General features: G+C 68.4%; 20 protein-coding genes and 1 tRNA gene. 19 read left to right on the top strand and 2 right to left on the bottom strand.

Translation table 11 applies throughout. The features are described 5' to 3' along the window. The 14 genes from NJ4_RS19930 to pyk form a co-directional block, all read left to right on the top strand. The coding region (locus tag NJ4_RS19930) for an ABC transporter ATP-binding protein (protein ID WP_067439360.1) at positions 1-1,792 on the top strand (1,792 nt) is incomplete at its 5' end. A 52-nt stretch (positions 1,793-1,844) separates the two neighbouring features. After that, positions 1,845-2,195 carry a phosphoribosyl-AMP cyclohydrolase gene (hisI, locus tag NJ4_RS19925; RefSeq protein WP_067439357.1) on the top strand — a complete coding sequence of 117 codons (351 nt, stop codon included), beginning with the start codon at positions 1,845-1,847 and terminating at the stop codon, positions 2,193-2,195. Then, complete coding sequence (locus tag NJ4_RS19920; protein ID WP_067439354.1) at positions 2,188-2,853, top strand: Trp biosynthesis-associated membrane protein; 666 nt, start codon at positions 2,188-2,190, stop codon at positions 2,851-2,853. Before hisI ends, NJ4_RS19920 begins: the two co-directional genes overlap by 8 nt. 48 nt (positions 2,854-2,901) lie before the next feature. Further along, a complete protein-coding gene (locus tag NJ4_RS19915; RefSeq protein ID WP_067439351.1) occupies positions 2,902-3,099 on the top strand; it encodes an HGxxPAAW family protein in 198 nt (65 codons plus the stop codon). Beyond that, positions 3,083-3,514: a DUF2752 domain-containing protein gene (locus NJ4_RS19910; RefSeq protein ID WP_067439347.1), complete on the top strand. Its 432-nt coding sequence runs from the start codon at positions 3,083-3,085 to the stop codon at positions 3,512-3,514. The genes NJ4_RS19915 and NJ4_RS19910 overlap by 17 nt, the downstream gene beginning before the upstream one ends. A gap of 83 nt (positions 3,515-3,597) precedes the next feature. Further along, entirely contained in the window at positions 3,598-4,386 is a 789-nt protein-coding gene (trpC, locus tag NJ4_RS19905; RefSeq protein ID WP_067439343.1) for an indole-3-glycerol phosphate synthase TrpC, read from the top strand. After that, entirely contained in the window at positions 4,383-5,636 is a 1,254-nt protein-coding gene (trpB, locus tag NJ4_RS19900; protein WP_067439339.1) for a tryptophan synthase subunit beta, read from the top strand. The genes trpC and trpB overlap by 4 nt, the downstream gene beginning before the upstream one ends. After that, on the top strand, positions 5,633-6,430 hold the full coding sequence (gene trpA / locus NJ4_RS19895) for a tryptophan synthase subunit alpha (protein WP_067439336.1): 798 nt from the start codon (positions 5,633-5,635) through the stop codon (positions 6,428-6,430). The genes trpB and trpA overlap by 4 nt, the downstream gene beginning before the upstream one ends. Positions 6,431-6,434: 4 nt before the next feature. Then, complete coding sequence (locus NJ4_RS19890) at positions 6,435-7,049, top strand: SCO family protein (protein ID WP_245644641.1); 615 nt, start codon at positions 6,435-6,437, stop codon at positions 7,047-7,049. Continuing rightward, complete coding sequence (lgt, locus tag NJ4_RS19885) at positions 7,046-8,017, top strand: prolipoprotein diacylglyceryl transferase (RefSeq protein WP_067439333.1); 972 nt, start codon at positions 7,046-7,048, stop codon at positions 8,015-8,017. Before NJ4_RS19890 ends, lgt begins: the two co-directional genes overlap by 4 nt. Before the next feature lie 47 nt (positions 8,018-8,064). Continuing rightward, on the top strand, positions 8,065-8,829 hold the full coding sequence (locus NJ4_RS19880; RefSeq protein ID WP_082748940.1) for a VIT1/CCC1 transporter family protein: 765 nt from the start codon (positions 8,065-8,067) through the stop codon (positions 8,827-8,829). A 210-nt stretch (positions 8,830-9,039) separates the two neighbouring features. Beyond that, positions 9,040-13,569: a glutamate synthase large subunit gene (gene gltB / locus NJ4_RS19875; RefSeq protein ID WP_067439330.1), complete on the top strand. Its 4,530-nt coding sequence runs from the start codon at positions 9,040-9,042 to the stop codon at positions 13,567-13,569. Positions 13,570-13,604: 35 nt separating this feature from the next. Then, complete coding sequence (locus NJ4_RS19870; protein ID WP_067439327.1) at positions 13,605-15,071, top strand: glutamate synthase subunit beta; 1,467 nt, start codon at positions 13,605-13,607, stop codon at positions 15,069-15,071. A 170-nt stretch (positions 15,072-15,241) separates the two neighbouring features. Further along, a complete protein-coding gene (pyk, locus tag NJ4_RS19865; protein ID WP_067439324.1) occupies positions 15,242-16,690 on the top strand; it encodes a pyruvate kinase in 1,449 nt (482 codons plus the stop codon). A 6-nt stretch (positions 16,691-16,696) separates the two neighbouring features. Here the strand turns inward: pyk and NJ4_RS19860 are convergent, their stop codons facing one another. Then, the gene (locus NJ4_RS19860; protein ID WP_067439321.1) at positions 16,697-17,452 is read right to left on the bottom strand and encodes a transposase; all 756 of its coding nucleotides are present in this window, start codon (positions 17,450-17,452) and stop codon (positions 16,697-16,699) included. A 69-nt stretch (positions 17,453-17,521) separates the two neighbouring features. After that, positions 17,522-17,594 (bottom strand) — tRNA-Leu (locus NJ4_RS19855). Positions 17,595-17,701: 107 nt separating this feature from the next. Here NJ4_RS19855 and NJ4_RS19850 point away from each other — a divergent pair. The 5 genes from NJ4_RS19850 to NJ4_RS19830 all read left to right on the top strand — a co-directional run bounded on the left by NJ4_RS19850 (position 17,702) and on the right by NJ4_RS19830 (position 22,436). Further along, positions 17,702-18,307: an ANTAR domain-containing response regulator gene (locus tag NJ4_RS19850; RefSeq protein WP_082748939.1), complete on the top strand. Its 606-nt coding sequence runs from the start codon at positions 17,702-17,704 to the stop codon at positions 18,305-18,307. Positions 18,308-18,500: 193 nt separating this feature from the next. Then, complete coding sequence (locus NJ4_RS19845; protein ID WP_217996926.1) at positions 18,501-19,751, top strand: branched-chain amino acid ABC transporter permease; 1,251 nt, start codon at positions 18,501-18,503, stop codon at positions 19,749-19,751. Positions 19,752-19,763: 12 nt separating this feature from the next. Continuing rightward, positions 19,764-20,750, top strand: a complete 987-nt coding sequence (locus NJ4_RS19840; protein ID WP_067439312.1) for a branched-chain amino acid ABC transporter permease — start codon at positions 19,764-19,766, stop codon at positions 20,748-20,750. Beyond that, a complete protein-coding gene (locus tag NJ4_RS19835) occupies positions 20,743-21,681 on the top strand; it encodes an ABC transporter ATP-binding protein (RefSeq protein ID WP_067439309.1) in 939 nt (312 codons plus the stop codon). The genes NJ4_RS19840 and NJ4_RS19835 overlap by 8 nt, the downstream gene beginning before the upstream one ends. Then, a complete protein-coding gene (locus tag NJ4_RS19830; protein ID WP_067439306.1) occupies positions 21,678-22,436 on the top strand; it encodes an ABC transporter ATP-binding protein in 759 nt (252 codons plus the stop codon). Before NJ4_RS19835 ends, NJ4_RS19830 begins: the two co-directional genes overlap by 4 nt. The last annotated feature ends 55 nt before the right edge of the window (positions 22,437-22,491 follow it).

Here is a 22,491-nt window from a genome sequence, read left to right as displayed (position 1 = left end):
CACGGTCACCACGAGCAGCGTCGACAGCGGCGAGCAGATCAAGGCGATCGCCACGATCCGCCGCGGCCTGCAGCTCTCTCCCGAGCTGGGCAAGGGGCTGGGCCTCACCCTTCTGCTGGCGGTGCTCTCGACCGCCGGTCAGGTGGTCATCCCGATCGTCGTGCAACAGACCCTCGACCGTGGCCTCAACGGCCCGAACGGTCCCGACACCGGGTTCATGATGCGCATGGGCGTGATCGCCGCCCTCGCGATCGTCGTCACCAGCGGGGCGTCGTACCTCATGACTGCGCGGCTCTTCCGTGCCGCCGAGAGCGGCCTGGCCACACTGCGCATCAAGGCGTTCCGCCACGTCCACGACCTGCCGCTGCTCACCCAGAACACCGAGCGTCGCGGTGCCCTGGTCGCCCGGGTCACCAGCGACGTCGACCAGGTCAGCCAGTTCCTGGTCTTCGGCGGCGTGATGATGATCGTGAGCATCGGCCAGATCCTCGTGGCCACGGTGATCATGGTCGTCTACTCCTGGCAGCTCGCCATCGTCGTGTGGGTCTGCTTCCTGCCGCTCATGCTGTCCTTGAAGTACTTCCAGCAGCGGCTCTCCGCGGCCTACGGCGTGGTTCGCCAGCAGGTCGGCGTCATGCTCTCCGCGGTCTCCGAGCCGGTCGTGGGCGCCTCGGTCGTCAAGGCGTACGCCGTCGAGCACCGCACCCAGCAGCGCATCGACACCGCGATCCGGGCCAACCAGGAGGCCGCGACGAAGGCCCAGGGTTTCACCGCGATCTCGTTCTCCCTCGGCGGACTCTCCGGCGGGTTGGCCAACGCCGGCGTGATCATCGTCGGCATCTGGCTCGGCTTCGCCGGTGACATGACCGCCGGCAAGGTGGTCGCCTTCGCGTTCCTGGTCACGCTGTTCGTCTCACCGGTCCAGATGGGCACCCAGATCCTGACCGACGCCCAGAACGCGATCGCCGGCTGGCGCCGGGTGATCGGCATCCTCGACACCCCGGCCGACCTGGTCGACCCCGGCGAGTCGGGTCAGGTCCTGCCCCGCGGACCGATCGACGTGTCGTTCGTCGACGTCGGCTTCGCCTACCCGAGCGGCCCGAAGGTCCTCCACGACGTCTCGATGCACATCGACGCCGGCACCCGCGTCGCCATCGTCGGAGAGACCGGCTCCGGCAAGTCCACGTTCGCCAAGCTCCTCACGCGCCTGATGGACCCGGTCGACGGGGAGATCCGGTTGGACGGGGTCGACGTACGCGACATCCGCCAGGAGTCATTGCGCCGCTCCGTCGTGTTGGTGCCCCAGGAGGGCTTCCTCTTCGACGACACGCTGCGTGCCAACGCCCTCTACGGACGGCTGGGCGCCAGTGACGACGAGATCCTCGGCTCGGCCGCCGAGCTCGGTCTGGCCGACTGGATCGACGGGCTGCCGCGCGGCCTCGACACCCGAGTGGGCCAGCGCGGCGAGTCGCTGTCGGCGGGGGAGCGGCAGTTGGTGGCGCTGCTGCGCGCGCACCTGGTCGACCCCGACCTGCTGGTGCTCGACGAGGCCACCAGTGCCGTCGACCCGCAGCTGGAGATGCGCATCGGGCGGGCACTCGAGCGCCTGATGCAGGGCCGCACGTCGGTCACCATCGCGCACCGCATGAGCACCGCCGAGAACGCCGACGAGGTCGTGGTCGTCGACCGGGGTCGCATCGTGCAGCGGGGGCCCCACGCAGCCCTCCTCGAACAGCCCGGCGGCGTCTACGCCGGCCTGCACGCCTCGTGGGTGGCCCAACAGGGCACGTGACCAGGGCTCCCGTCCTCACACTCGTGACGACACGGCCGTAGGCTGGTTCCTTGTGAGCACCCTCGATCCGGCCATCGCCGCACGACTCAAGCGCACCGTCGACGGACTGGTGCCTGCGGTGGCCCAGCAGTACGACACCGGCGAGGTGCTGATGCTCGGGTGGATGGACGACGAGGCCCTGGCCCGAACCCTGACCACCGGGCGCGCGACGTACTGGAGCCGCTCCCGTCAGGAGTACTGGGTCAAGGGCGACACCTCCGGCCACGTCCAGTGGGTCAAGGACGTCCGGCTGGACTGTGACGGGGACACGCTCCTGGTGAAGGTCGACCAAGTGGGTGCCGCGTGCCACACGGGGGAGCGCACCTGCTTCGACGCCGACCGACTGGGACCGGCCGATGACTGATCCGACAGCGAGCGGCGAGTCGATCGACCCGGCAGAGACCGAGCCCACCCCAGCTGAGCCGGCCGCGCCCAAGCGACCCCGCTCCACGTTCGGACCGGTCCTCCTGCTGGGCCTGGTCGGCGCCGCCCTGGCGGCTGTGGGCGGCAACAAGGCGTGGTACGCCGTCCCCGACGCAGCCGCGAACATCGACGCACCGGTCTCCACCAGCGACCAGTTCGCCCTCGACATGCCTCTTGCCGGTGCGCTGGCCCTGGTGCTCCTGGCCGCATGGGGGGTGCTGCTGGTCACCCGGGGGTGGGTGCGACGGGCCGTGGCTGGCCTGGCCCTGATCAGCTCGCTGGGGTTGGCGCTCACCTACGTCCAGGCGGTACGCACCCTCCCCGACGATCTCGCCGACAAGCTCGCCGACTCCGGCACCTCGCAGTCGACGTCCAGTCTCGACGCCGGGTTCACCGGCTGGTTCTGGGCCGCTGGCGCGGGGATCGTGATCTCAGTGGTTGCGACCGCCCTGGCTCTGCGCTGGGTGCCGAGCTGGCCCACCATGGGCAGCAAGTACGACGCCCCGAGCTCCTCGCGCACCGGGCCGGTCGACGTCGAGCGCGCGAACGACGGTGAGCTGTGGAAGGCCATTGACGAGGGCCACGACCCGACCCTCTGATCGACTGAATAGACTGTCCCCAGTTTTCACCGCGCACAAGGAGCATGCATGTCTGACAACCACGGCAACACCCCCGCAGCCTGGACCGCGGTGATCATCGGCCTGGTGGCCTTCGTCGTGGCCGGTGTCGGCCTGATGCTGTCACCGATCAGCATGCCCATCTTCTGGATCGGCATGGCGCTCCTCCCCGTGGCGATGGTGGTCTTCGTCGTGATGACGAAGATGGGCCTTGGCGACGCTCACTGACACCCGCGCGTCACGGTCGACGCGGCTGCGGCCACCGCTCCTGCTGGCGGCCGGGCTCGGTGCCGCCACCCTGGCCCTGCACGTCAGGGATCCGCACGCGAGCGGGTCATGGGGCATCTGCCCCTTCACCTTTCTCACCGGGCTCCAGTGCCCCGGGTGCGGTGGGCTGCGGGCCGTCAACGACCTGACGAACTTCGACGTGGTGGGCGCCCTGTCGAGCAACCTGATCGTGGTGCTGGGCATCCCGGTGGCGATCGTGTTCTGGATGCGATGGGTGCGTGATGCCTGGACGGGTGCGATCGCCGGCACCCAGCCGAAGGGCGTCTCCACGCCGGTGGTCGCGCTGCTCCTGGGTCTGGTCGTGGTCTTCGGCGTGCTGCGCAATCTCCCCGCAGGGGCGTGGCTCGCCCCGTGAGAGGTGCCTCGGGTCGCTGACCACGAGGATGACAAACTGACTTCTGCTGCCCCTGCAGCGAGTCCCATCTGGAGGTGTGTTGCATGTCCGTGCTCGACGACATCGTCGCCGGGGTCCGGATCGACCTCGCCGAGCGCGAGGAGCGCATCCCCTTCGACGAGATCGTTTCAGCGGCCCAGTCCGTGGTTCCGGCGCGCGACCCGATGCCGCACATGCGTGCCGAGGGCATCAGCGTGATCGCCGAGGTCAAGCGCAAGAGCCCCAGCAAGGGCGACCTCGCCGACATCCCCGACCCCACGGTGCTGGCCTCGGCCTACACCCGCGGGGGGGCGGCCGCGATCAGCGTGCTCACCGAGCGGCGTCGATTCAACGGCAGCCTCGACGACCTGCGCGCGGTTCGTGCCGCGGTCGACACGCCGCTGCTGCGCAAGGACTTCATCGTCACCAGCTACCAGCTGCACGAGGCCCGTGCTGCCGGCGCCGACCTGGCCCTGCTGATCGTCGCGGCCCTGCCGCAGCCCGAGCTCGAGCGGTTGTACGCCGAGGCACGGGGCCTCGGCCTGACCGTGCTGGTCGAGGTGCACGACGAGGAGGAGACCCGGCGGGCGGTCGACCTCGGTGCCGAGCTGATCGGCGTCAACGCCCGCAACCTCAAGACCTTGGCGGTCGACAACGACACGTTCGGCCGCCTGTCCGCACTGATCCCCGACGACAGGGTGAAGGTGGCCGAGTCCGGCATCACCGGAACCGCCGACGTCGAACGCTTCGCGGCCGAAGGCGCCCGCGTCGTACTCGTGGGTGAGGCCCTGGTCAGGGACGGTGACCCGGAAGGCGCCGTGCGGGCGATGACTGCGATCGGGAGAGACTCATGAGTGAACTCAGGTTCGGCGCCGACGAGCGCGGCTTCTTCGGCAACTTCGGCGGGCGGTTCATGCCCGAGGCACTGGTCGCCGCGCTCGACGAGCTGACCGTCGCCTGGCAGGACGCCATGGCCGACCCCGAGTTCACCGACGCCTTCGAGAAGATCCTGCGCGAGTACGCCGGCACGCCGAGCCTGCTCTACGAAGCAGAGCGGCTCTCGAAGAAGGTCGGGGCCCGGATCCTGCTCAAGCGCGAGGACCTCAACCACACCGGCGCGCACAAGATCCGCAACGTGCTCGGCCAGGCCATGCTCACCAAGCGGATGGGCAAGACCCGGGTGATCGCCGAGACCGGTGCCGGCCAGCACGGCGTGGCCAGCGCCACCGCCGCGGCCTACTTCGGCCTCGACTGCACCGTCTACATGGGAGCCGTCGACACCCGGCGCCAGGCCCTCAACGTGGCGCGCATGCAGCTCCTCGGAGCGAAGGTGATCCCGGTCGACTCCGGCTCGGCGACGCTGAAGGACGCGATCAACGAGGCCCTGCGTGACTGGGTGGCCAGCGTCGACCACACGGCGTACCTCTTCGGCACCGCCGCCGGGCCGCACCCGTTCCCGAGCATGGTGCGCGACTTCTGCCGCGGCATCGGCGACGAGGCACGCCAACAGTGCCTCGACCAGTTCGGCGCTCTCCCGGACGCAATCGCCGCGTGCGTCGGTGGCGGATCGAACGCGATCGGCCTGTTCACCGCGTTCCTCGAGGACGAGGACGTCGCGATCTACGGCTTCGAGGCGGGCGGCGACGGTGTCGAGACCGGCCGTCACGCCGCCACGATCGGGGCCGGAGAGAGTGGCGTGCTGCACGGTGCCCGCACCTACGTGCTCCAGGACGAGGACGGTCAGACCATCGAGTCCCACTCGATCTCCGCCGGACTCGACTACCCGGGCGTCGGCCCCCAGCACTCCCACCTGTCCGAGATCGGGCGGGCGACCTACCTGCCGGTGACCGACGCCGAGGCGATGGACGCGATGGCCCTGCTCAGCCGCACCGAGGGCATCATCCCGGCCGTCGAGTCGGCCCACGCCCTGGCCGGGGCGCTGAGGATCGCCGAGCAGCTGGCCGCCGAGAAGGGCCCCGACGCCACGATCCTGGTCAACCTCTCCGGTCGTGGCGACAAGGACATGGGCACCGCCATCGACTGGTTCGGGCTGGGCGGCACCGAGGGTGAGACCGACGACCAGACCGAGGGAGACCACCAATGAGTGCCAAGCGGGCTTTCGAGCTGGCCAGGTCCGAGAGCCGCGCCGCCCTGGTCGGCTACCTGCCTGCCGGGTTCCCGGACGTCGACGGCTCGATCGAGGCGATGAAGGTCATGGTCGAGTCCGGCTGCGACGTCATCGAGATCGGCCTGCCCTACAGCGACCCGGTGATGGACGGCCCGACCATCCAGGCCGCAGCCCAGCAGGCACTCGAGGGTGGCGTCCGCACCCGTGACGTGCTGCGCACCGTCGAGGCGGTGGCCGCCACCGGTGTGCCGACCCTCGTGATGACCTACTGGAACCCGGTGGAGCGCTACGGGGTCGAGAAGTTCGCCGCCGACCTGGCCTCTGCCGGCGGCGCTGGTCTGATCACGCCCGACATCACCCCCGACTTCGGTGAGGAGTGGATCGCCGCCGCGGATCGCCATGACCTCGACAAGGTCTTCCTGGTCTCGCCCTCGTCGACCGACGAGCGGATCGCGATGACCACCGCCGCTTCGCGAGGATTCGTCTACGCCACCGCGGTCATGGGCGTCACCGGTGCCCGGTCCACGACCAGTGATCTGGCCGGCCCCCTGGTCGCGCGCACCAAGAGCACGACCGACCTGCCCGTCGGCGTCGGCCTCGGTGTCTCGACCGGTGACCAGGCCGCGGAGGTGGCCTCCTACGCCGACGGTGTCATCGTCGGGTCGGCCTTCGTGCGCACCCTGCTCGACGCCGGCCCCGACAGGCAGGCCGGACTCACGGCTCTGGCCACGCTGACCCGTGACCTGGCAGACGGCGTACGACGTGGGTAGCCGCGTGCAACGGCGTGTCCTGGCCGCAGCGGCCGTGACGGCTGCCCTGGTGCTGACCGGTTGTGCGAGCGGCAGTGAGCCGGTGGGCGAGGAGGGCTTCCACGGCACGGCGCTGAAGGACAAGTACGCCGCACCCGTGCCCGCGCTGACCGACACCGACGGCCTGGCCTACTCACTGGCGAAGCAGACCGGCAAGCCGCTGACTCTGGTCTTCTTCGGCTACACGAACTGCCCCGACATCTGCCAGATGGTGATGTCGAACATCGCGTCCTCGCTGACCCGTCTCGATGACGACCTGCGGGACGAGGTGGAGGTGGTGTTCGTGACCACCGACCCGGCTCGCGACGACGAGAAGGCGCTGCGCACCTACCTCGACCGGTTCGACGAGGACTTCGTCGGCCTCACCGGCAAGCTCTCCACGATCGCCGACCTCGCCACGTCGTTCGGTGTCTTCATGGGGCGGGAGCCGAAGCTGCCCACGGGCGGCTACGACGTCACCCACACCACCCACGTGTTCTCGATCGACGCGAATGACGAGGTTCCGGTGGTCTGGAACCAGGACACCTCGGCTGCCGACCTGGCCGATGACCTCACGACCCTGTTGAAGGAAGACTCATGATCCTGCAGACCATCCCGAGCCCTTCGGAAGGCGTCTGGGAGCTGGGCCCGTTCCCGATCCGGGCCTACGCGCTGTGCATCATCGCCGGCGTCATCGCGGCGATCTGGATCGGCGAGAGGCGCTGGGTGGCCCGTGGCGGGAAGCCCGGTCAGATGTCCGACATCGCCCTGTGGGCGATCCCGTTCGGTCTCGTCGGCGCCCGGCTCTACCACGTGATCACCGACTACCACCTCTACTTCGGCGAGGGCAAGGACCCGATCACCGCGCTCTACGTGTGGCGTGGCGGGCTCGGCATCTGGGGCGCGATCGCGCTCGGCGCGGTCGGCGCCGTGATCGGTGCCCGGGTGATGGGGATCAAGATCCTCCCGGTGATGGACGCCCTGGCGCCCGGCGTGATCGTGGCGCAGGCATTCGGCCGCTGGGGCAACTGGTTCAACCAGGAGCTCTACGGCAAGCCGACCGATCTGCCGTGGGGGCTGGAGATCGACCCCGAGCACCGGCTGGCCGGGCACCTCGAGGACGCCACCTATCACCCCACCTTCCTGTACGAGTGCATCTGGAACCTCGGTGTCTTCGGCCTGCTGATCTGGGCCGACGCGAAGTTCAAGCTCGGCTTCGGCCGGGTGATGGCGCTCTACGTGATGGGCTACACCGCCGGCCGCGGCTGGATCGAGACGATGCGCATCGACACCGTCCAGATGGACGACGTGTTCGGCCTGCGGCTCAACGTGTGGACCTCCATCGTGCTGTTCCTGGCTGCACTCGCGTTCTTCGTCTGGTCCTCGCGCCGGCACCCGGGTCGTGAGGACAGCGTGCTCCGGCGACCCGAGGACGAGGCGACCGCCGACTCAGCCGAGGGCGCCGACGACGTCGATGAGGACGCCGACGCCGAGACCGACCAGCCCGAGACGGACGAGCCCGAGACGGACGAGCCCGCGACCGAGAAGTCCGAGGACACCGGCAGGTGAGCCTCTCCTTCGGTGCAAACGCACGTCGTACTGACTAGGTTCTGGGCATGGGCACCACGGACGCGACACCAGACTTCGGGCACGAGACCGGTGACCTCGGCAATGAGAGCGGTGACATCGGCCATGAGCACGGCGACGTCAACGGCGGCTGGCTGCGGCCCGCGGTCTTCGGCGCGATGGACGGGCTGGTCTCCAACGCGGCCCTGATCGCCGGTGTCGCGGGTGGCACCCGGGACGCGACCGACACCTCGGCCGTCGTACTGGCCGGTCTGGCCGGTCTCGCGGCGGGAGCCTTCTCGATGGCCGCGGGGGAGTACGCCTCCGTGGCGAGTCAGGCCGAGGCGGCCGAGTTCGAGGTGGAGAAGGAACGCCACGAGATCATCACCAACCCCGATGCCGAGCGGGCCGAACTGGCCGAGATGCTCACCGAGCGGGGGCTGGACGCCGAGCTGGCCGCCCAGGTCGCCGACCAGGTCCACCGCGACGTCGACAGTGCTGTGGCGGTGCACTCCATGGAGGAGTTCGGGATCGACCCCGACGAGCTGGCCCGGCCCGGGGTCGCCGCAGTCTCCTCCTTCGTCTCGTTCTCGCTGGGTGCCTTCGTCCCGGTGCTGCCCTACCTGCTCGGCGCCACGGTCCTGTGGCCGGCGATGGCCCTGACCCTGATCGCCCTGTTCGTGTGCGGAGCCCTGGTCACGCGTCTCACCAACCGGCCCTGGTGGTACGGCGGAGGCCGCCAGGCGCTGCTCGGGGCAGCCGCCTTCGCGATCACCTATCTGGTCGGAATCGCGGTCGGCGAGGGCGTCGGCTGAGCGGCTCGCGAGTGGCTCCCGAGCGGTCCGCGCACCCCTGAGACGCATCTCACGAAGGGGGTGGCCGCGTGGTTACGGCTCGTTCAGGGCCCCCGGAGAGTGTTAGTCTTTCCCACCGCGAGGGCCAGTGTCGTCCCCTGCTTGATTCATTTCTTGCATTGCCAGTTCGCCTTCCCGCTTCGCCGGGTCGGCGCAGATGACGACGGGAGAATGCCCATGCACGCATTCCCGCCGCCTCAGGGGTTGTACGACGGAACCAGCGAGCACGATGCTTGCGGCGTTGCGTTCGTGGCAACCCTGACGGGCGTGGCCAGCCATGACATCGTTTCGAAGGCGCTGACTGCCCTCCGCAACCTCGAGCACCGCGGCGCCGCGGGTGCCGAACCCAACTCGGGTGACGGCGCGGGCATCCTCATGCAGGTGCCCGACGCGTTCTTCCGCGAGGTCCTCGACTTCGACCTGCCGGGCGCCGGCTCGTACGCCGTGGGCACCGCCTTCCTGCCGGGCGACGCCGAACACGTCGCCAAGACCCGCCAGCAGATCGAGCAGATCGCCGCCGACGAGGGCCTCGCCGTCCTCGGCTGGCGTGAGGTGCCGACCAACGACGCCCCGCTCGGCACGACCGCCCGCGACTGCATGCCCGCCTTCGCGCAGCTGTTCGTCGCCGGTCAGGGTGCCCGGATCGCAGGCATGGCCCTCGAGCGTCTGGCCTTCTGCCTGCGCAAGCGCGCCGAGCGCGAGACGGACGTCTACTTCCCGTCGCTCTCGTCGCGCACCATCGCCTACAAGGGCATGTTGACCACCGACCAGCTCGACCAGGTCTTCCCCGACCTCGTCGATGAACGGGTGGCCTCGGCGGTGGCCGTGGTGCACTCGCGCTTCTCCACCAACACGTTCCCGAGCTGGCCGTTGTCGCACCCGTTCCGGTTCATCGCGCACAACGGTGAGATCAACACCGTCATGGGCAACCGCAACTGGATGCGGGCCCGCGAGGCGCTGCTCTCCTCCGACCTGATCCCGGGCGACCTCGAGCGGCTCTACCCGATCGTGACTCAGGGGGGCTCCGACTCCGCCTCGTTCGACGAGGTGCTCGAGCTCCTGCACATGGGTGGGCGTTCGCTGCCGCACTCGGTGCTGATGATGATCCCCGAGGCGTGGGAGAACCACACCGAGATGGACGACAAGCGTCGCTCCTTCTACGAGTTCCACTCCGCGATGATGGAGCCGTGGGACGGGCCGGCCTGTGTCGTGTTCACCGACGGTCGCCAGGTCGGCGCGGTTCTCGACCGCAACGGACTGCGACCCTCGCGCTACTGGGTCACCGACGACGGCCTCGTGGTGCTGGCCTCCGAGGTCGGCGTGCTCGACCTCGACCCGGCCACGATCGTCCGCAAGGGCCGCCTGCAGCCGGGCAAGATGTTCCTGGTCGACACCGATGAGCACCGCATCATCGAGGACGAGGAGATCAAGTCCGAGCTCGCCGCTGAGCACCCGTACGACGAGTGGCTGCACGCTGGCCTGATCCACCTCAACGACGTGCCGCAGCGTGAGCACATCGTGCACACCCACGCGTCGGTGACGCGTCGCCAGCAGATCTTCGGCTACAGCGAGGAAGAGCTGCGGGTGCTGCTCACCCCGATGGCCAGCACCGGCGCCGAGCCGATCGGCTCGATGGGCACAGACACGCCGATCGCGGCGCTCTCGGACAAGCCGCGACTGCTGTTCGACTACTTCGCGCAGCTGTTCGCGCAGGTGACCAACCCGCCGCTCGACGCGATCCGTGAAGAGCTGGTGACCTCGCTCAACGGCACCATCGGGCCGGAGTCCAACCTGCTCGAGCCGACCCCGGCCTCGTGCCGCCAGGTCGTGCTCCCGTTCCCGGTCATCGACAACGACGACCTGGCCAAGATCCGTCACATCAACCGTGACGGTGACATGCCCGGGTTCATCACCCACGTCTCCCGCGGCCTCTACGAGGTCGAAGGTGGTGGCGCGGCGTTGGCCAAGCGGATCGACGAGATCTGCCAGGAGGTCTCCGACGCGATCGCCGGGGGCGCACGCATCATCGTGCTCTCCGACCGGCACTCCACCGCCGAGCTGGCGCCGATCCCGTCGCTGCTGCTCACCGGTGCGGTCCACCACCACCTGGTCCGCGAGAAGACCCGCACCCAGGTCGGCCTGCTGATCGAGGCAGGCGACGTGCGCGAGGTGCACCACGTGGCCCTGCTCGTCGGGTACGGCGCGGCCGCAGTCAACCCCTATCTCGCGATGGAGTCCGTCGAGGACCTCGCGCGAGAGGGCTACTACGTCAAGATCGAGCCGGAGCAGGCCGTCCGCAACCTGGTGAAGTCGCTGGGCAAGGGCGTGCTCAAGGTGATGAGCAAGATGGGTGTCTCGACCGTCGCGTCCTACACCGGTGCCCAGATCTTCGAGTGCGTGGGCCTGTCGCAGAGCGTCGTCGACAAGTACTTCACCGGCACCACCTCCAAGCTGGGTGGCATCGAGTTGGACGTGATCGCCGAGGAGGTCGCCCGCCGGCACGCCACGGCGTACCCACGGGGCGGCATCGCGCCGGCCCACCGTGAGCTGAACATCGGTGGCGAGTACCAGTGGCGTCGTGAGGGCGAGCCGCACCTGTTCGACCCCGAGACCGTCTTCCGCCTCCAGCACGCCACGCGCGCCGGCCGCTACGACGTGTTCAAGCAGTACACCGCGCGGGTCAACGAGCAGTCCGAGCGGCTGATGACGCTGCGCGGCCTGTTCAAGTTCAAGGAGGGCGAGCGGGAGCCGATCTCGATCGACGAGGTCGAGCCGGTCTCCGAGATCGTCAAGCGGTTCTCCACCGGTGCCATGTCCTACGGCTCCATCAGCATGGAGGCCCACGAGACGCTCGCCATCGCGATGAACCGGCTGGGCGGCAAGTCCAACACCGGTGAGGGCGGCGAGGACCCCGAGCGCCTCTACGACCCGGAGCGTCGTTCGTCGATCAAGCAGGTCGCCTCGGGACGCTTCGGCGTGACGAGCGAGTACCTCACGAACTCCGACGACATCCAGATCAAGATGGCGCAGGGTGCCAAGCCCGGTGAGGGCGGCCAGCTGCCCGGTCACAAGGTCTACCCGTGGGTGGCCAAGACCCGGCACAGCACGCCCGGCGTGGGTCTGATCTCCCCGCCGCCGCACCACGACATCTACTCCATCGAGGACCTCGCCCAGCTGATCCACGACCTGAAGAACGCCAACCCGGCGGCTCGGGTGCACGTGAAGCTGGTCGCCGAGATGGGGGTCGGCACCGTTGCTGCCGGTGTGTCGAAGGCGCACGCGGACGTCGTACTCATCTCCGGCCACGACGGCGGTACGGGTGCGTCCCCGCTGACCTCCCTCAAGCACGCCGGTGGACCCTGGGAGCTCGGCCTGGCCGAGACCCAGCAGACACTGCTGCTCAACGGCCTGCGCGACCGCATCGTCGTGCAGACCGACGGCCAGCTGAAGACCGGTCGCGACGTGGTCATCGCCGCCCTGCTGGGCGCCGAGGAGTTCGGCTTCGCCACCGCACCGCTGGTGGTCTCCGGCTGCATCATGATGCGGGTCTGTCACCTCGACACCTGCCCCGTGGGAGTCGCGACGCAGAACCCGGTGCTGCGCGAGCGCTACTCCGGCAAGGCCGAGTACGTCGTGAACTTCTTCGAGTACATCGCCGAGGAGGTCCGTGAGATCCTCGCCGAGCTCGGGTTCCGCACCCTCGACGAGGCCGTCGGCCACGTCGAGAGCCTCGACACCGAGAAGGCCGTGACCCACTGGAAGGCCGCCGGTCTCGACCTGTCGCCCGTGCTGCACCTGCCGGCGCTGCCCGAGGGGGCGGCTCGACGCAACACCACCGGTCAGGACCACGGTCTCGACAAGGCGCTCGACAACGAGCTGGTCCGCATCGCAGCGCCCGCGTTGGAGAGCGGCGAGCCGGTGCGTGCCCAGGTCGAGGTGCGCAACGTCAACCGCACCGTGGGCACGATGCTCGGCCACGAGGTGACCAAGCGCTACAAGGGCGAGGGTCTGCCCGACGGCACGATCGACATCACCTTCACGGGGTCGGCCGGGCAGTCGTTCGGCGCCTTCGTGCCGCACGGTGTCACGCTGCGACTCGAGGGGGACGCCAACGACTACGTCGGCAAGGGCCTCTCGGGCGGCCGGCTCGTGGTGCGTCCGGACCGTGCATCCACGTTCGACGCGTCCCAGCAGATCATCGCCGGAAACACCATCGGGTACGGCGCCACGTCCGGGGAGATCTTCCTCCGTGGCCAGGCCGGCGAACGGTTCGCGGTGCGCAACTCCGGCGCCTCACTGGTCGTCGAGGGCGTGGGCGACCACGGCTGCGAATACATGACCGGCGGCAAGGTCGCCGTCCTCGGCCAGACCGGGCGCAACTTCGCGGCCGGCATGTCGGGCGGCTACGCGTTCGTGCTCGACATCGACGAGGGCCGGGTCAACCCGGAACTCGTCGAGCTGAGCCCGGTCGAGGGCAAGGCCGCCGACGAGCTCAAGCAGCTGGTCACCAGGCACTTCGAGGAGACCGAGTCCACGGTCGCCGAGGAGCTGCTCGCCGACTGGGACAACGCACTGTCCCGATTCACCGAGGTCATGCCGAGCGACTTCAAGCGAGTCCTGGAAGCGCGCGCGGAAGCGCTCGAAGAGGGGCTCGACGAGGAGCAGGCAGCGGCCCGCATCATGGAGGTTCTTCATGGCTGACCCGCACCCCCGGCACAGCATCGAAGGAGGCCGCAATGGCTGACCCCAAGGGATTCCTGAAAGACGGCCGCGAGGTCGCAACCCGTCGTCCCGTGGAAGAACGGGTCAAGGACTGGAACGAGGTCTACCCCGACGGCATCGGCCGCACCCTGCTGCCGATCATCACCAAGCAGGCCGGACGATGCATGGACTGCGGCATCCCGTTCTGCCACCAGGGCTGCCCGCTCGGGAACATCATTCCCGAGTGGAACGACCTGGTCTGGCGGGACGACTGGGAGGGCGCGATCGAGCGGTTGCACGCGACCAACAACTTCCCGGAGTTCACGGGTCGCCTGTGCCCGGCGCCCTGCGAGACCGCGTGCGTGCTGGGCATCAACCAGGACCCCGTGACGATCAAGAACGTCGAGGTCTCGATCATCGACAAGGCGTGGGACTCCGGCTTCGTCCGGCCCCAGCCGCCCGAGTGGCTGTCGGGCAAGACGGTCGCGGTGATCGGCTCCGGCCCCGCCGGCCTGGCCGCCGCCCAGCAGCTGACCCGTGCCGGTCACACCGTCGCGGTCTACGAGCGGGCGGACAAGATCGGTGGCCTGCTGCGCTACGGCATCCCCGAGTTCAAGATGGAGAAGCAGCACCTCGACCGGCGCCTGGACCAGATGCGCCGCGAGGGCACGGTCTTCCGTGCCGGCGTCGACGTCGGGACCGAGATCACGGCCGACGAGCTGCGTGAGCGCTACGACGCGGTGGTCATCGCGGTGGGCTCCACCAAGGCGCGCGACCTGCCCGTGCCCGGCCGCGAGCTCGGTGGCATCCACCAGGCCATGGAGTTCCTGCCTCAGTCGAACCGAGCCTCGCTCGGTGAGGAGGTGCCGGACCAGATCCGCGCCGACGGCAAGAACGTCGTGATCATCGGTGGCGGTGACACCGGCGCAGACTGCCTCGGGACGTCGACCCGTCACGGTGCGGCTTCGATCACGCAGCTCGAGATCATGCCGATGCCGGGCGAGGAACGCCCCGCCAACCAGCCGTGGCCGACCTACCCGATGACGTTCAAGGTCTCCTCGGCCCACGAGGAGGGCGGCGACCGGGTCTACGCGGTCTCCACCAAGGAGTTCCTCGGCGACGAGGACGGCAACGTCCGGGCCCTGGTCCTGGTCGACGTGGTCTTCGATGGGGGCAAGCTGACCGAGATCGAGGGCACCGAGCGCGAGATCCCGGCCGAGCTGGTGCTCTTCGCGATGGGCTTCGTCGGCCCCGAGCAGGACGGTCTCATCGACCAGCTCGGCGTCGAGCTCGACGAGCGCGGCAACGTGGCCCGGAACAACACGTACGCCTCCTCGGTCGAGGGCGTGTTCGTGGCCGGCGACGCCGGTCGTGGGCAGTCGCTGATCGTGTGGGCGATCGCCGAGGGCCGTGCCGCGGCCGCCGGCGTCGACGAGTTCCTCACCGGATCGACCACGCTTCCGGCGCCGATCCCGCCGACAGCTCGTCCGCTCGTCGTCTGAGCCGCAGGAGCGAGGGACGAGCGGGTCGTGTCTGATCGACCCGTCGTGAGTTCGGATCGACCCGTCGTGAGTTCGTACGAACTCACGACGGGTCGATGCATTTGCTGCCTGATCAGCCGCTGTGAATGGCGCGTTGCTCCCGCGTTAACGCCGGCCGGTAGGTTGGGGCCGTGCGTAGAGCAAAGATCGTGTGCACCCTTGGGCCAGCCACGTCGTCCCCCGAGTCAATCCGCCAACTCGTCGATGCCGGCATGGACGTGGCCCGGCTCAACATGAGCCACGGCACGCACGACGACCACCGCCGCAGCTATGACCTGGTCCGCAGGGCCTCCGACGAGAGTGGTCACGGGGTCGGCATCTTCGCCGACCTCCAGGGCCCCAAGATCCGTCTCGGTCTGATCGAGAACGGGCCGATCAAGCTCAAGAAGGGCCAGAGCTGGGCGATCACCACGCGCGACATCCCCGGGGGCAACGAGATCGCCTCCACGACGTACGCCGGCCTGCCCGGTGACGTGAAGCCCGGGGACCCGATCCTGATCGACGACGGCAAGGTGCGACTGGAGGTCGTCTCGGTCGTCGAGGACACGGTCACCACCAAGGTGGTCGTCGGTGGCAAGGTCAGTGACCACAAGGGCATCAACCTGCCCGGTGTCGCGGTGTCGGTGCCGGCGCTGTCGACCAAGGACATCGCGGACCTCAAGTTCGCGCTGTCGCTGAGCGTCGACTTCATCGCGCTGTCGTTCGTGCGCAATGCGGCCGACGTCGAAGACGTGCGAACGGTGATGCGTGAGGTCGGCGTACTCGTTCCGGTGATCGCCAAGATCGAGAAGCCGCAGGCGATCGACAACCTCGACGAGATCGTGAAGGCCTTCGACGGGTTGATGGTGGCCCGCGGCGACCTCGGCGTCGAGTGTCCGCTCGAGGACGTGCCGTTCCTCCAGAAGCGGGTCATCGACAAGGCTCGCCGCAATGCGAAGCCGGTGATCGTCGCGACGCAGATGCTGGAGTCGATGATCTCCGCGCCGGCACCGACGCGTGCCGAGGCGTCCGACGTCGCCAACGCGGTCCTGGATGGCACCGATGCGGTGATGCTGTCGGGTGAGACAAGCGTGGGGGAGTACCCCATCGTGACGGTCCAGACGATGGAGCGGATCCTCGGTTCGGCCGAGGACCACGGCCTCAAGCACATGACCGCGATCGACTGGAACCCCAAGACCCGCGGTGGCGTCATCGCGAAGGCCGCCGCCGAGGTGGGGGAGCGGGTCGGCGCGAAGTACCTCGTCGCGTTCACCCAGAGCGGCGACTCCGCGCGTCGTCTGGCGCGCTACCGCGGGCACATCCCGATCCTGGCGTTCACCCCCGAGGCCAAGGTGCGTTCGCAGCTGTCGATGACGTGGGGGGTGGAGACGTTCAAGACCGCTGCGGTCGAGCACACCGACGAGATGGTGCGCCAGGTCGACGAGGCTCTGCTCTCGATTGGCCGGGTGGAAGAGGGCGACCTGGTGGTGATCATCGCCGGTTCGCCGCCCGGCATCCCGGGATCGACGAACGCGCTGCGCATCCACCGCATCGGCGATGCGATCAACGAGGTCGCTCCGGCCTACCACCGCCGGGGCTGAATCCGTTCAGGCCTTCGGGCCGATCGCCGCGTCGAGGGCCGCGACGGCTTCGCGACGTGAGACGGAGAGATGGAACCGGCCGGAGCGTCGCCACGGGATCTGCAGTTTGTCGAGGGCGGCACCGCAGAGTGCGTGGATGTCGTCGGAGCGGTTGCTGAACTCCCACCGGGGATAGTCGTAGCGCTTCTTCTCTCCGGCGACGACCTTCGTGGCCCAGTTCCTGGTGCGACATCCGTCGGAGTGGAACAGGCCGCGCAGGAAGTCGGCCGGGTGGGCGTCGACGATCTCCTGCTGCCACGGCTCGAGGGCGATCGTGCGCTCGTGCTTGCGGCCCGGCCCGTGCTGGGGGAAGAGGCACAGCCAGTGTTTCCAACCGGCCTGCACGACGGTGGTTCCAGGTGCCGGGACATGAAAGACCGTGCGGTGTGGCGCCAGCGTGGCGATGAGCTCTGACACGTCATCGACGATGCCGGGATGGCTCTCGTCCCACGAGACCCGCAGGACCACCTTCCCCACGTGGGTCGACAGGCAGCCGTCACCCAAGTAGAAACCCAGCAGCGCGGCGTAGGAACAGAGAGACCACGAGCGGTGGGGGGAGCACCTGGGACACTGCTTGTCGATCTGGCGGCTCGGCGAGTTCGGCCGGTCTCGCCACTCACGGATCGTCGAGCGAGCCACTCCGAGACTGCGCGCAACGTCGGACACGCTCGAACCGGCCGCCAACGCATCACGGGCTGCCGATCGCACGCGGTCGTTGTACATGCTCCGAGTGTCGACGAGAGCACCGACATCGCGGCTGCGACGAGTCGGCCCGCAAGGGCCGGAGGAAAGTACCCCGGGTGGGATTCGAACCCACACTGTATGCAGTTTGAGTGCATCGTCTCTGCCGTTGGACTACCGGGGCCAAAGGCGAGCACAGGCTACCGGACGGGGCGTGGACTGCTGGATCGGGGCACCCCTGGTCGCCGGTGATTTCGCCGCGGCGCGGACTGCGGCCCTAGTCTGGAGGGCGTGAGTGAACAGCCCAGCACCAGCACCCGTCGCGTCGTCATCGCCGAGGACGAGGCCCTGATCCGCATGGACCTCGCCGAGATGCTTGCCGAGGAGGGGTACGACGTCGTGGGACAGGCCGCCGACGGCGAGCAGGCCATCGCCCTGGCTGAGCAGCTCCAACCCGACCTGGTCATCCTCGACGTCAAGATGCCGCGGCTGGACGGCATCTCCGCGGCCGAGCGCATCGCCGAGAAGCGGATCGCGCCGTGCCTGATGCTCACCGCGTTCTCCCAGCGCGACCTCGTCGAGCGGGCCCGGGATGCCGGGGCCATGGCCTACCTGGTCAAGCCGTTCTCCCGCAACGACCTGGTTCCGGCGATCGAGATGGCGGTGAGCCGGTTCACCGAACTGGCCGCCCTGGAGTCCGAGGTCGCCGACCTCACCGAGCGTCTTGAGACCCGCAAGTCGGTCGAGCGGGCCAAGGGCGTGCTCCAGAAGGAGCTGGGCCTCAGCGAACCCGACGCCTTCCGCTGGATCCAGAAGACGGCGATGGACCTGCGTCTCTCGATGAAGCAGGTCTCCGACGGCGTCGTCGAGCACGGTCCCGGGAGCGCCACTCCCTGAACTGCCAGAAGGTCACCGTTTGACAACGGATCGGCGATGATCCGCCAGTGTGGCCTCCGTCACTCCTCCGCGCCCTAGACTGCCGTGTGCACCGACCGAGGTGCGTGATCGGAGGAAGCGAGTGAAGGTCCGACCGTGGCGCCGCCTGAGGGCGTCGAGCAGGGCAGTCGCTTTGCTCTTGCTGACGTTGCTCGTGGCACCGCTGACGTTGTGGCTGGCGTCATCGCCGGCCAGTGCCGCCGACACCCTGTGCCTCCCGGACGACAAGTCCGCGTGTCTGGCAGGCACGATCCGCTCGGAGGAGGACGTCGTCCCCGACGCCGAGCTGACCGTCACCGGCCCGAAAGGGTTCGAGGAGTCGGTCACCACGAGTGAGACCGGCAAGTGGAACGTGAAGGTGACCGAGCTCGGTGCCTACACCGTCACCCTCGACGAGGAGAGCCTCGGTGACGACCTCGAGGCACTGGACACGGTCGGCAAGACCAACGTGGCCAAGTTCAAGACCACTCGGGCCGTCGTGATCGAGGTGCGCACCACCAATTACAGCGGTGAGACCAGCTGGATCGAATACTTCACCAAGAGCGCGATCAGTGGTCTGCGACTCGGCCTCCTGCTGGCCCTGGCCTCGGTCGGCCTCTCGCTGATCTACGGCACCACCGGGCTCTCCAACTTCGCTCACGCCGAGCAGGTGACCATGGGCGGGCTCCTCGGCTACGCGGTGATCAACCTCGGCGGTCTCAACCTGTGGCTCGGTGGCCTCATCGTGGTGATCATCTGCGGCTTCACGGGCTGGCTCCAGGACCGGGTGATGTGGCAACCACTCCGCAGACGTGGGCTGGGCCTGATCCAGCTGATGATCGTGACCATCGGGCTCTCCCTCGCCCTGCAGTACGTCTTCCAGTACTTCGTCGGTGCCCGCAGCGTCCGCGTGGTCAAGGAGAACCCGGAGACCTTCAACATCGGGTTCGTCGAGCTGACCTACCAGTCTGTCGCGGCCATGCTCATCTCGATCGTCGTGCTGGGCGGGGTCGGCTACGCACTGCTCTACACCCGTATCGGGCGCGCCACCCGGGCCGTGGCCGACAACCCGGCACTCGCCGCCTCATCGGGCATCGACGTCGACAAGGTGATTCGTCTGGTCTGGACGGCATCGGCCGCCCTGGCCGGCCTCTCGGGCATCCTCTACGCGCTCGTCACCGGCAACATCAAGTGGGACTCCGGCATGCAGATCCTGCTGTTGCTGTTCGCGGCCGTCACCCTCGGTGGTCTCGGTACGGCGTTCGGTGCGCTGGTCGGGTCCATCATCATCGGGCTGGTCATCGAACTCGCCCCGGTCGCCCATGTGCCCGGCGACTTCAAGTACGCCGCGGCAATGCTGATCCTGATCCTCGTCCTCATGTTCAGGCCCCAGGGCCTGCTCGGGCGAGCCGAGCGAGTGGGCTGAGAGGACTTCACCATGGACACCGTCATCAACATCTTGAACTCGATGGCTCGCGAGGCGATCGCACCTCAGACCGCCGCCGTGGCCATCGCCGTCATCGGACTCAACGTCCACTTCGGATTCACCGGCCTGCTCAACATGGGTCAGGCCGGCTACATGCTGGTCGGCGCCTACGGGTTCGCGATCAGCGTCCGCGAGGGTGCGCCGCTCCCCGTGGCGATCCTGATCGGTCTCGCCGCGTCCGTCGTACTGTCCCTGGTCCTGGGCCTGCCCACGCTGAAGCTGCGCGGGGACTATCTGGCGATCGTGACGATCTCAGCCGCCGAGATCATCCGTTTCATCGGTCGACAACCATTGCTCGAGAACGTCACCGGTGCCGCCCAGGGCATCCCGGGCGGTGACTACCGGGTTCCGTTCCAGGACCTGTCCTTCCTGGGGGCGGGCCAGACCAGCTTCGGACCGTGGAACTACTTCAACACCGGCGTCAACGGCTGGTGGGTGCGCGTCGTGGCCTGGGGGGTCGTGTTCCTGGGCGTGCTGATCGTGTGGTTGCTGGCCCGCAGCCCGTGGGGGCGCCTGCTCAAGGGCATCCGGGAGGACGAGGACGCGATCCGCAGCCTCGGCAAGAACGTGTTCGCGATCAAGATGCAGGCCCTGATCATCGGCGGCATGTTCGGTGCCCTGGCCGGGATGATCTACGTGCTTCCGTCGTCGGTGCAGCCCGACTCGATGGGGCGCCAGCTGACCTTCTTCTGCTGGACCGCGATCCTGCTCGGCGGTGCCGCGACCATCTTCGGGCCCGTGCTCGGTGCGGTTCTCTTCTACGCCACCCGCATCTTCATCAAGGGCTTCGCCAATGCGACGGTGCCCGACAGCATCATGAACACGCAGCAGACCGAGCAGTTCTCCTGGATCGTCGTCGGGGTGGCACTGATGCTCTTGGTCATCTTCAGACCGCAAGGCATCCTCGGGAAGAAGAGGGAGTTGCAGTTCAATGTCTGATCACGACCAGTCCACTCAGCTGGCGCCCCCCGCGGGCGCGGCCGAGCCGGGCTCGACGAAGTCTGACCCGATCCTGGTGGTCGACAACGTGGTGCGCCACTTCGGTGGCATGACTGCCGTCGACGTCGGTCACCTCGAGGTGCAACGGGGGGTGATCACCGCCCTGATCGGCCCCAACGGTGCCGGCAAGACCACCTTCTTCAACCTGATCACGGGTTTCGACCGGCCCACTGCCGGGGCGCACTGGTCCTTCGACGGTTCCGCGCTCGACAAGACCTCTGCCTCGCGGGTGGCGCGCGCCGGCATGGTGAGGACCTTCCAGCTGACCAAGGCCCTGAACCGCATGACGGTGATGGACAACATGATGCTGGGCGCGCGCGGGCAGACCGGGGAGAACCTCTTCCTCTCCTGGCTCAAGCCCCTGTGGAGCAACCAGGAGAAGGAGATCAGGGACAAGGCGCTCGGCCTGCTGGAGCGGTTCAAGCTCCTGGACAAGCAGGACGACTACGCCGGCAGTCTCTCCGGGGGGCAGCGCAAGCTGCTCGAGATGGCCCGGGCACTGATGAGTGACCCGAAGATGATCATGCTCGACGAGCCGATGGCAGGGGTCAACCCGGCCCTGACGCAGTCGCTGCTCGGTCACATCCAGGCGCTCCGTGATGACGGCATGACGGTGCTCTTCGTGGAGCACGACATGCACATGGTGCGACACATCTCCGACTGGGTGGTGGTGATGGCCGAGGGCAAGCTCATCGCCGAGGGCAAGGCCGGTGAGGTGATGGCCAACCCCGTGGTGATCGACGCCTACCTGGGCGCGCACCACGACACCGACCTCGGTGACGACGCCCTCCTGGAGGAGGGCTCAGACATGGAGGAGCAGCTGGCCGACGAGGTGGCCGAGGAAGAGACCAGCCGGGAGGACCAGGCATGAGCGACCAGGCAGAAGCCGTCATCGAGGCCCGCGAGGTGGTCGCGGGCTATCTTCCCGGCGTCAACATCCTCAATGGTTGCAGCGTCGCGGCGTACCCGGGCGAGATGATCGGGATCATCGGCCCCAACGGTGCCGGCAAGTCCACCCTGCTCAAGGCGATGTTCGGCCTGGTCAAGGTGCACTCCGGTTCGGTGATCATGCGTGGCGAGGAGATCACCAACCTGCGGGCGAACCGCCTCGTGGAGATGGGTGTCGGGTTCGTCCCGCAGAACAACAACGTGTTCCCGACCCTGTCCATCGAGGAGAACCTCCGCATGGGGCTGTTCATGCGGCCCAAGAAGCTGCCCGAGCGTCTGGCCGCGATGTGGGACCTCTTCCCGGTGCTGCACGAACGGCGCAACCAGCGCGCCGGTGCGCTCTCGGGAGGTGAGCGCCAGTCGCTGGCAATGGCCCGCGCCTTGATGATGGAGCCGTCGGTGCTCCTTCTCGACGAGCCCTCGGCCGGGCTCTCGCCGGTGCGGCAGGACGAGACCTTCCTGCGCACCCGCCGCATCAACAAGACCGGCGTCTGCGTGGTCATGGTCGAGCAGAACGCCCGACGCTGTCTCCAGATCTGCGATCGTGGCTACGTCCTCGACCAGGGCAAGGACGCGCACACCGGCACCGGTCGCGAGCTGGCCAACGACCCGAAGGTGATCCAGCTCTACCTCGGCACCCTGGCCACGGACGTCGAGGCCGAGAAGGGGGCCCACTGAGGCCCTCAGTCGAGGGCTCAGGTGGTCGCCCGAGCAGCCACCCGAGCACTCGACC

This window comes from Nocardioides jensenii JCM 1364 = NBRC 14755 (assembly GCF_001552535.1).
In the GTDB taxonomy this organism is placed as follows: Bacteria; Actinomycetota; Actinomycetes; order Propionibacteriales; family Nocardioidaceae; genus Nocardioides; species Nocardioides jensenii.
The sequence above is the reverse complement of the archived record's forward strand: the minus strand, read 5'-3'. Positions and strand labels throughout refer to the sequence as shown.

What these genes read in the sequence shown, in the direction of transcription:
- NJ4_RS19920 (WP_067439354.1), top strand. Translation starts at nt 2,188, where the DNA reads ATGACTGATCCGACAGCGAGCGGCGAGTCGATCGACCCGGCAGAGACC.
- NJ4_RS19915 (WP_067439351.1), top strand. Translation starts at nt 2,902, where the DNA reads ATGTCTGACAACCACGGCAACACCCCCGCAGCCTGGACCGCGGTGATC.
- trpC (WP_067439343.1), top strand. Translation starts at nt 3,598, where the DNA reads ATGTCCGTGCTCGACGACATCGTCGCCGGGGTCCGGATCGACCTCGCC.
- trpB (WP_067439339.1), top strand. Translation starts at nt 4,383, where the DNA reads ATGAGTGAACTCAGGTTCGGCGCCGACGAGCGCGGCTTCTTCGGCAAC.
- trpA (WP_067439336.1), top strand. Translation starts at nt 5,633, where the DNA reads ATGAGTGCCAAGCGGGCTTTCGAGCTGGCCAGGTCCGAGAGCCGCGCC.
- lgt (WP_067439333.1), top strand. Translation starts at nt 7,046, where the DNA reads ATGATCCTGCAGACCATCCCGAGCCCTTCGGAAGGCGTCTGGGAGCTG.
- NJ4_RS19880 (WP_082748940.1), top strand. Translation starts at nt 8,065, where the DNA reads ATGGGCACCACGGACGCGACACCAGACTTCGGGCACGAGACCGGTGAC.
- gltB (WP_067439330.1), top strand. Translation starts at nt 9,040, where the DNA reads ATGCCCATGCACGCATTCCCGCCGCCTCAGGGGTTGTACGACGGAACC.
- NJ4_RS19870 (WP_067439327.1), top strand. Translation starts at nt 13,605, where the DNA reads ATGGCTGACCCCAAGGGATTCCTGAAAGACGGCCGCGAGGTCGCAACC.
- NJ4_RS19860 (WP_067439321.1), bottom strand. Translation starts at nt 17,452, where the DNA reads ATGTACAACGACCGCGTGCGATCGGCAGCCCGTGATGCGTTGGCGGCC.
- NJ4_RS19840 (WP_067439312.1), top strand. Translation starts at nt 19,764, where the DNA reads ATGGACACCGTCATCAACATCTTGAACTCGATGGCTCGCGAGGCGATC.
- NJ4_RS19835 (WP_067439309.1), top strand. Translation starts at nt 20,743, where the DNA reads ATGTCTGATCACGACCAGTCCACTCAGCTGGCGCCCCCCGCGGGCGCG.
- NJ4_RS19830 (WP_067439306.1), top strand. Translation starts at nt 21,678, where the DNA reads ATGAGCGACCAGGCAGAAGCCGTCATCGAGGCCCGCGAGGTGGTCGCG.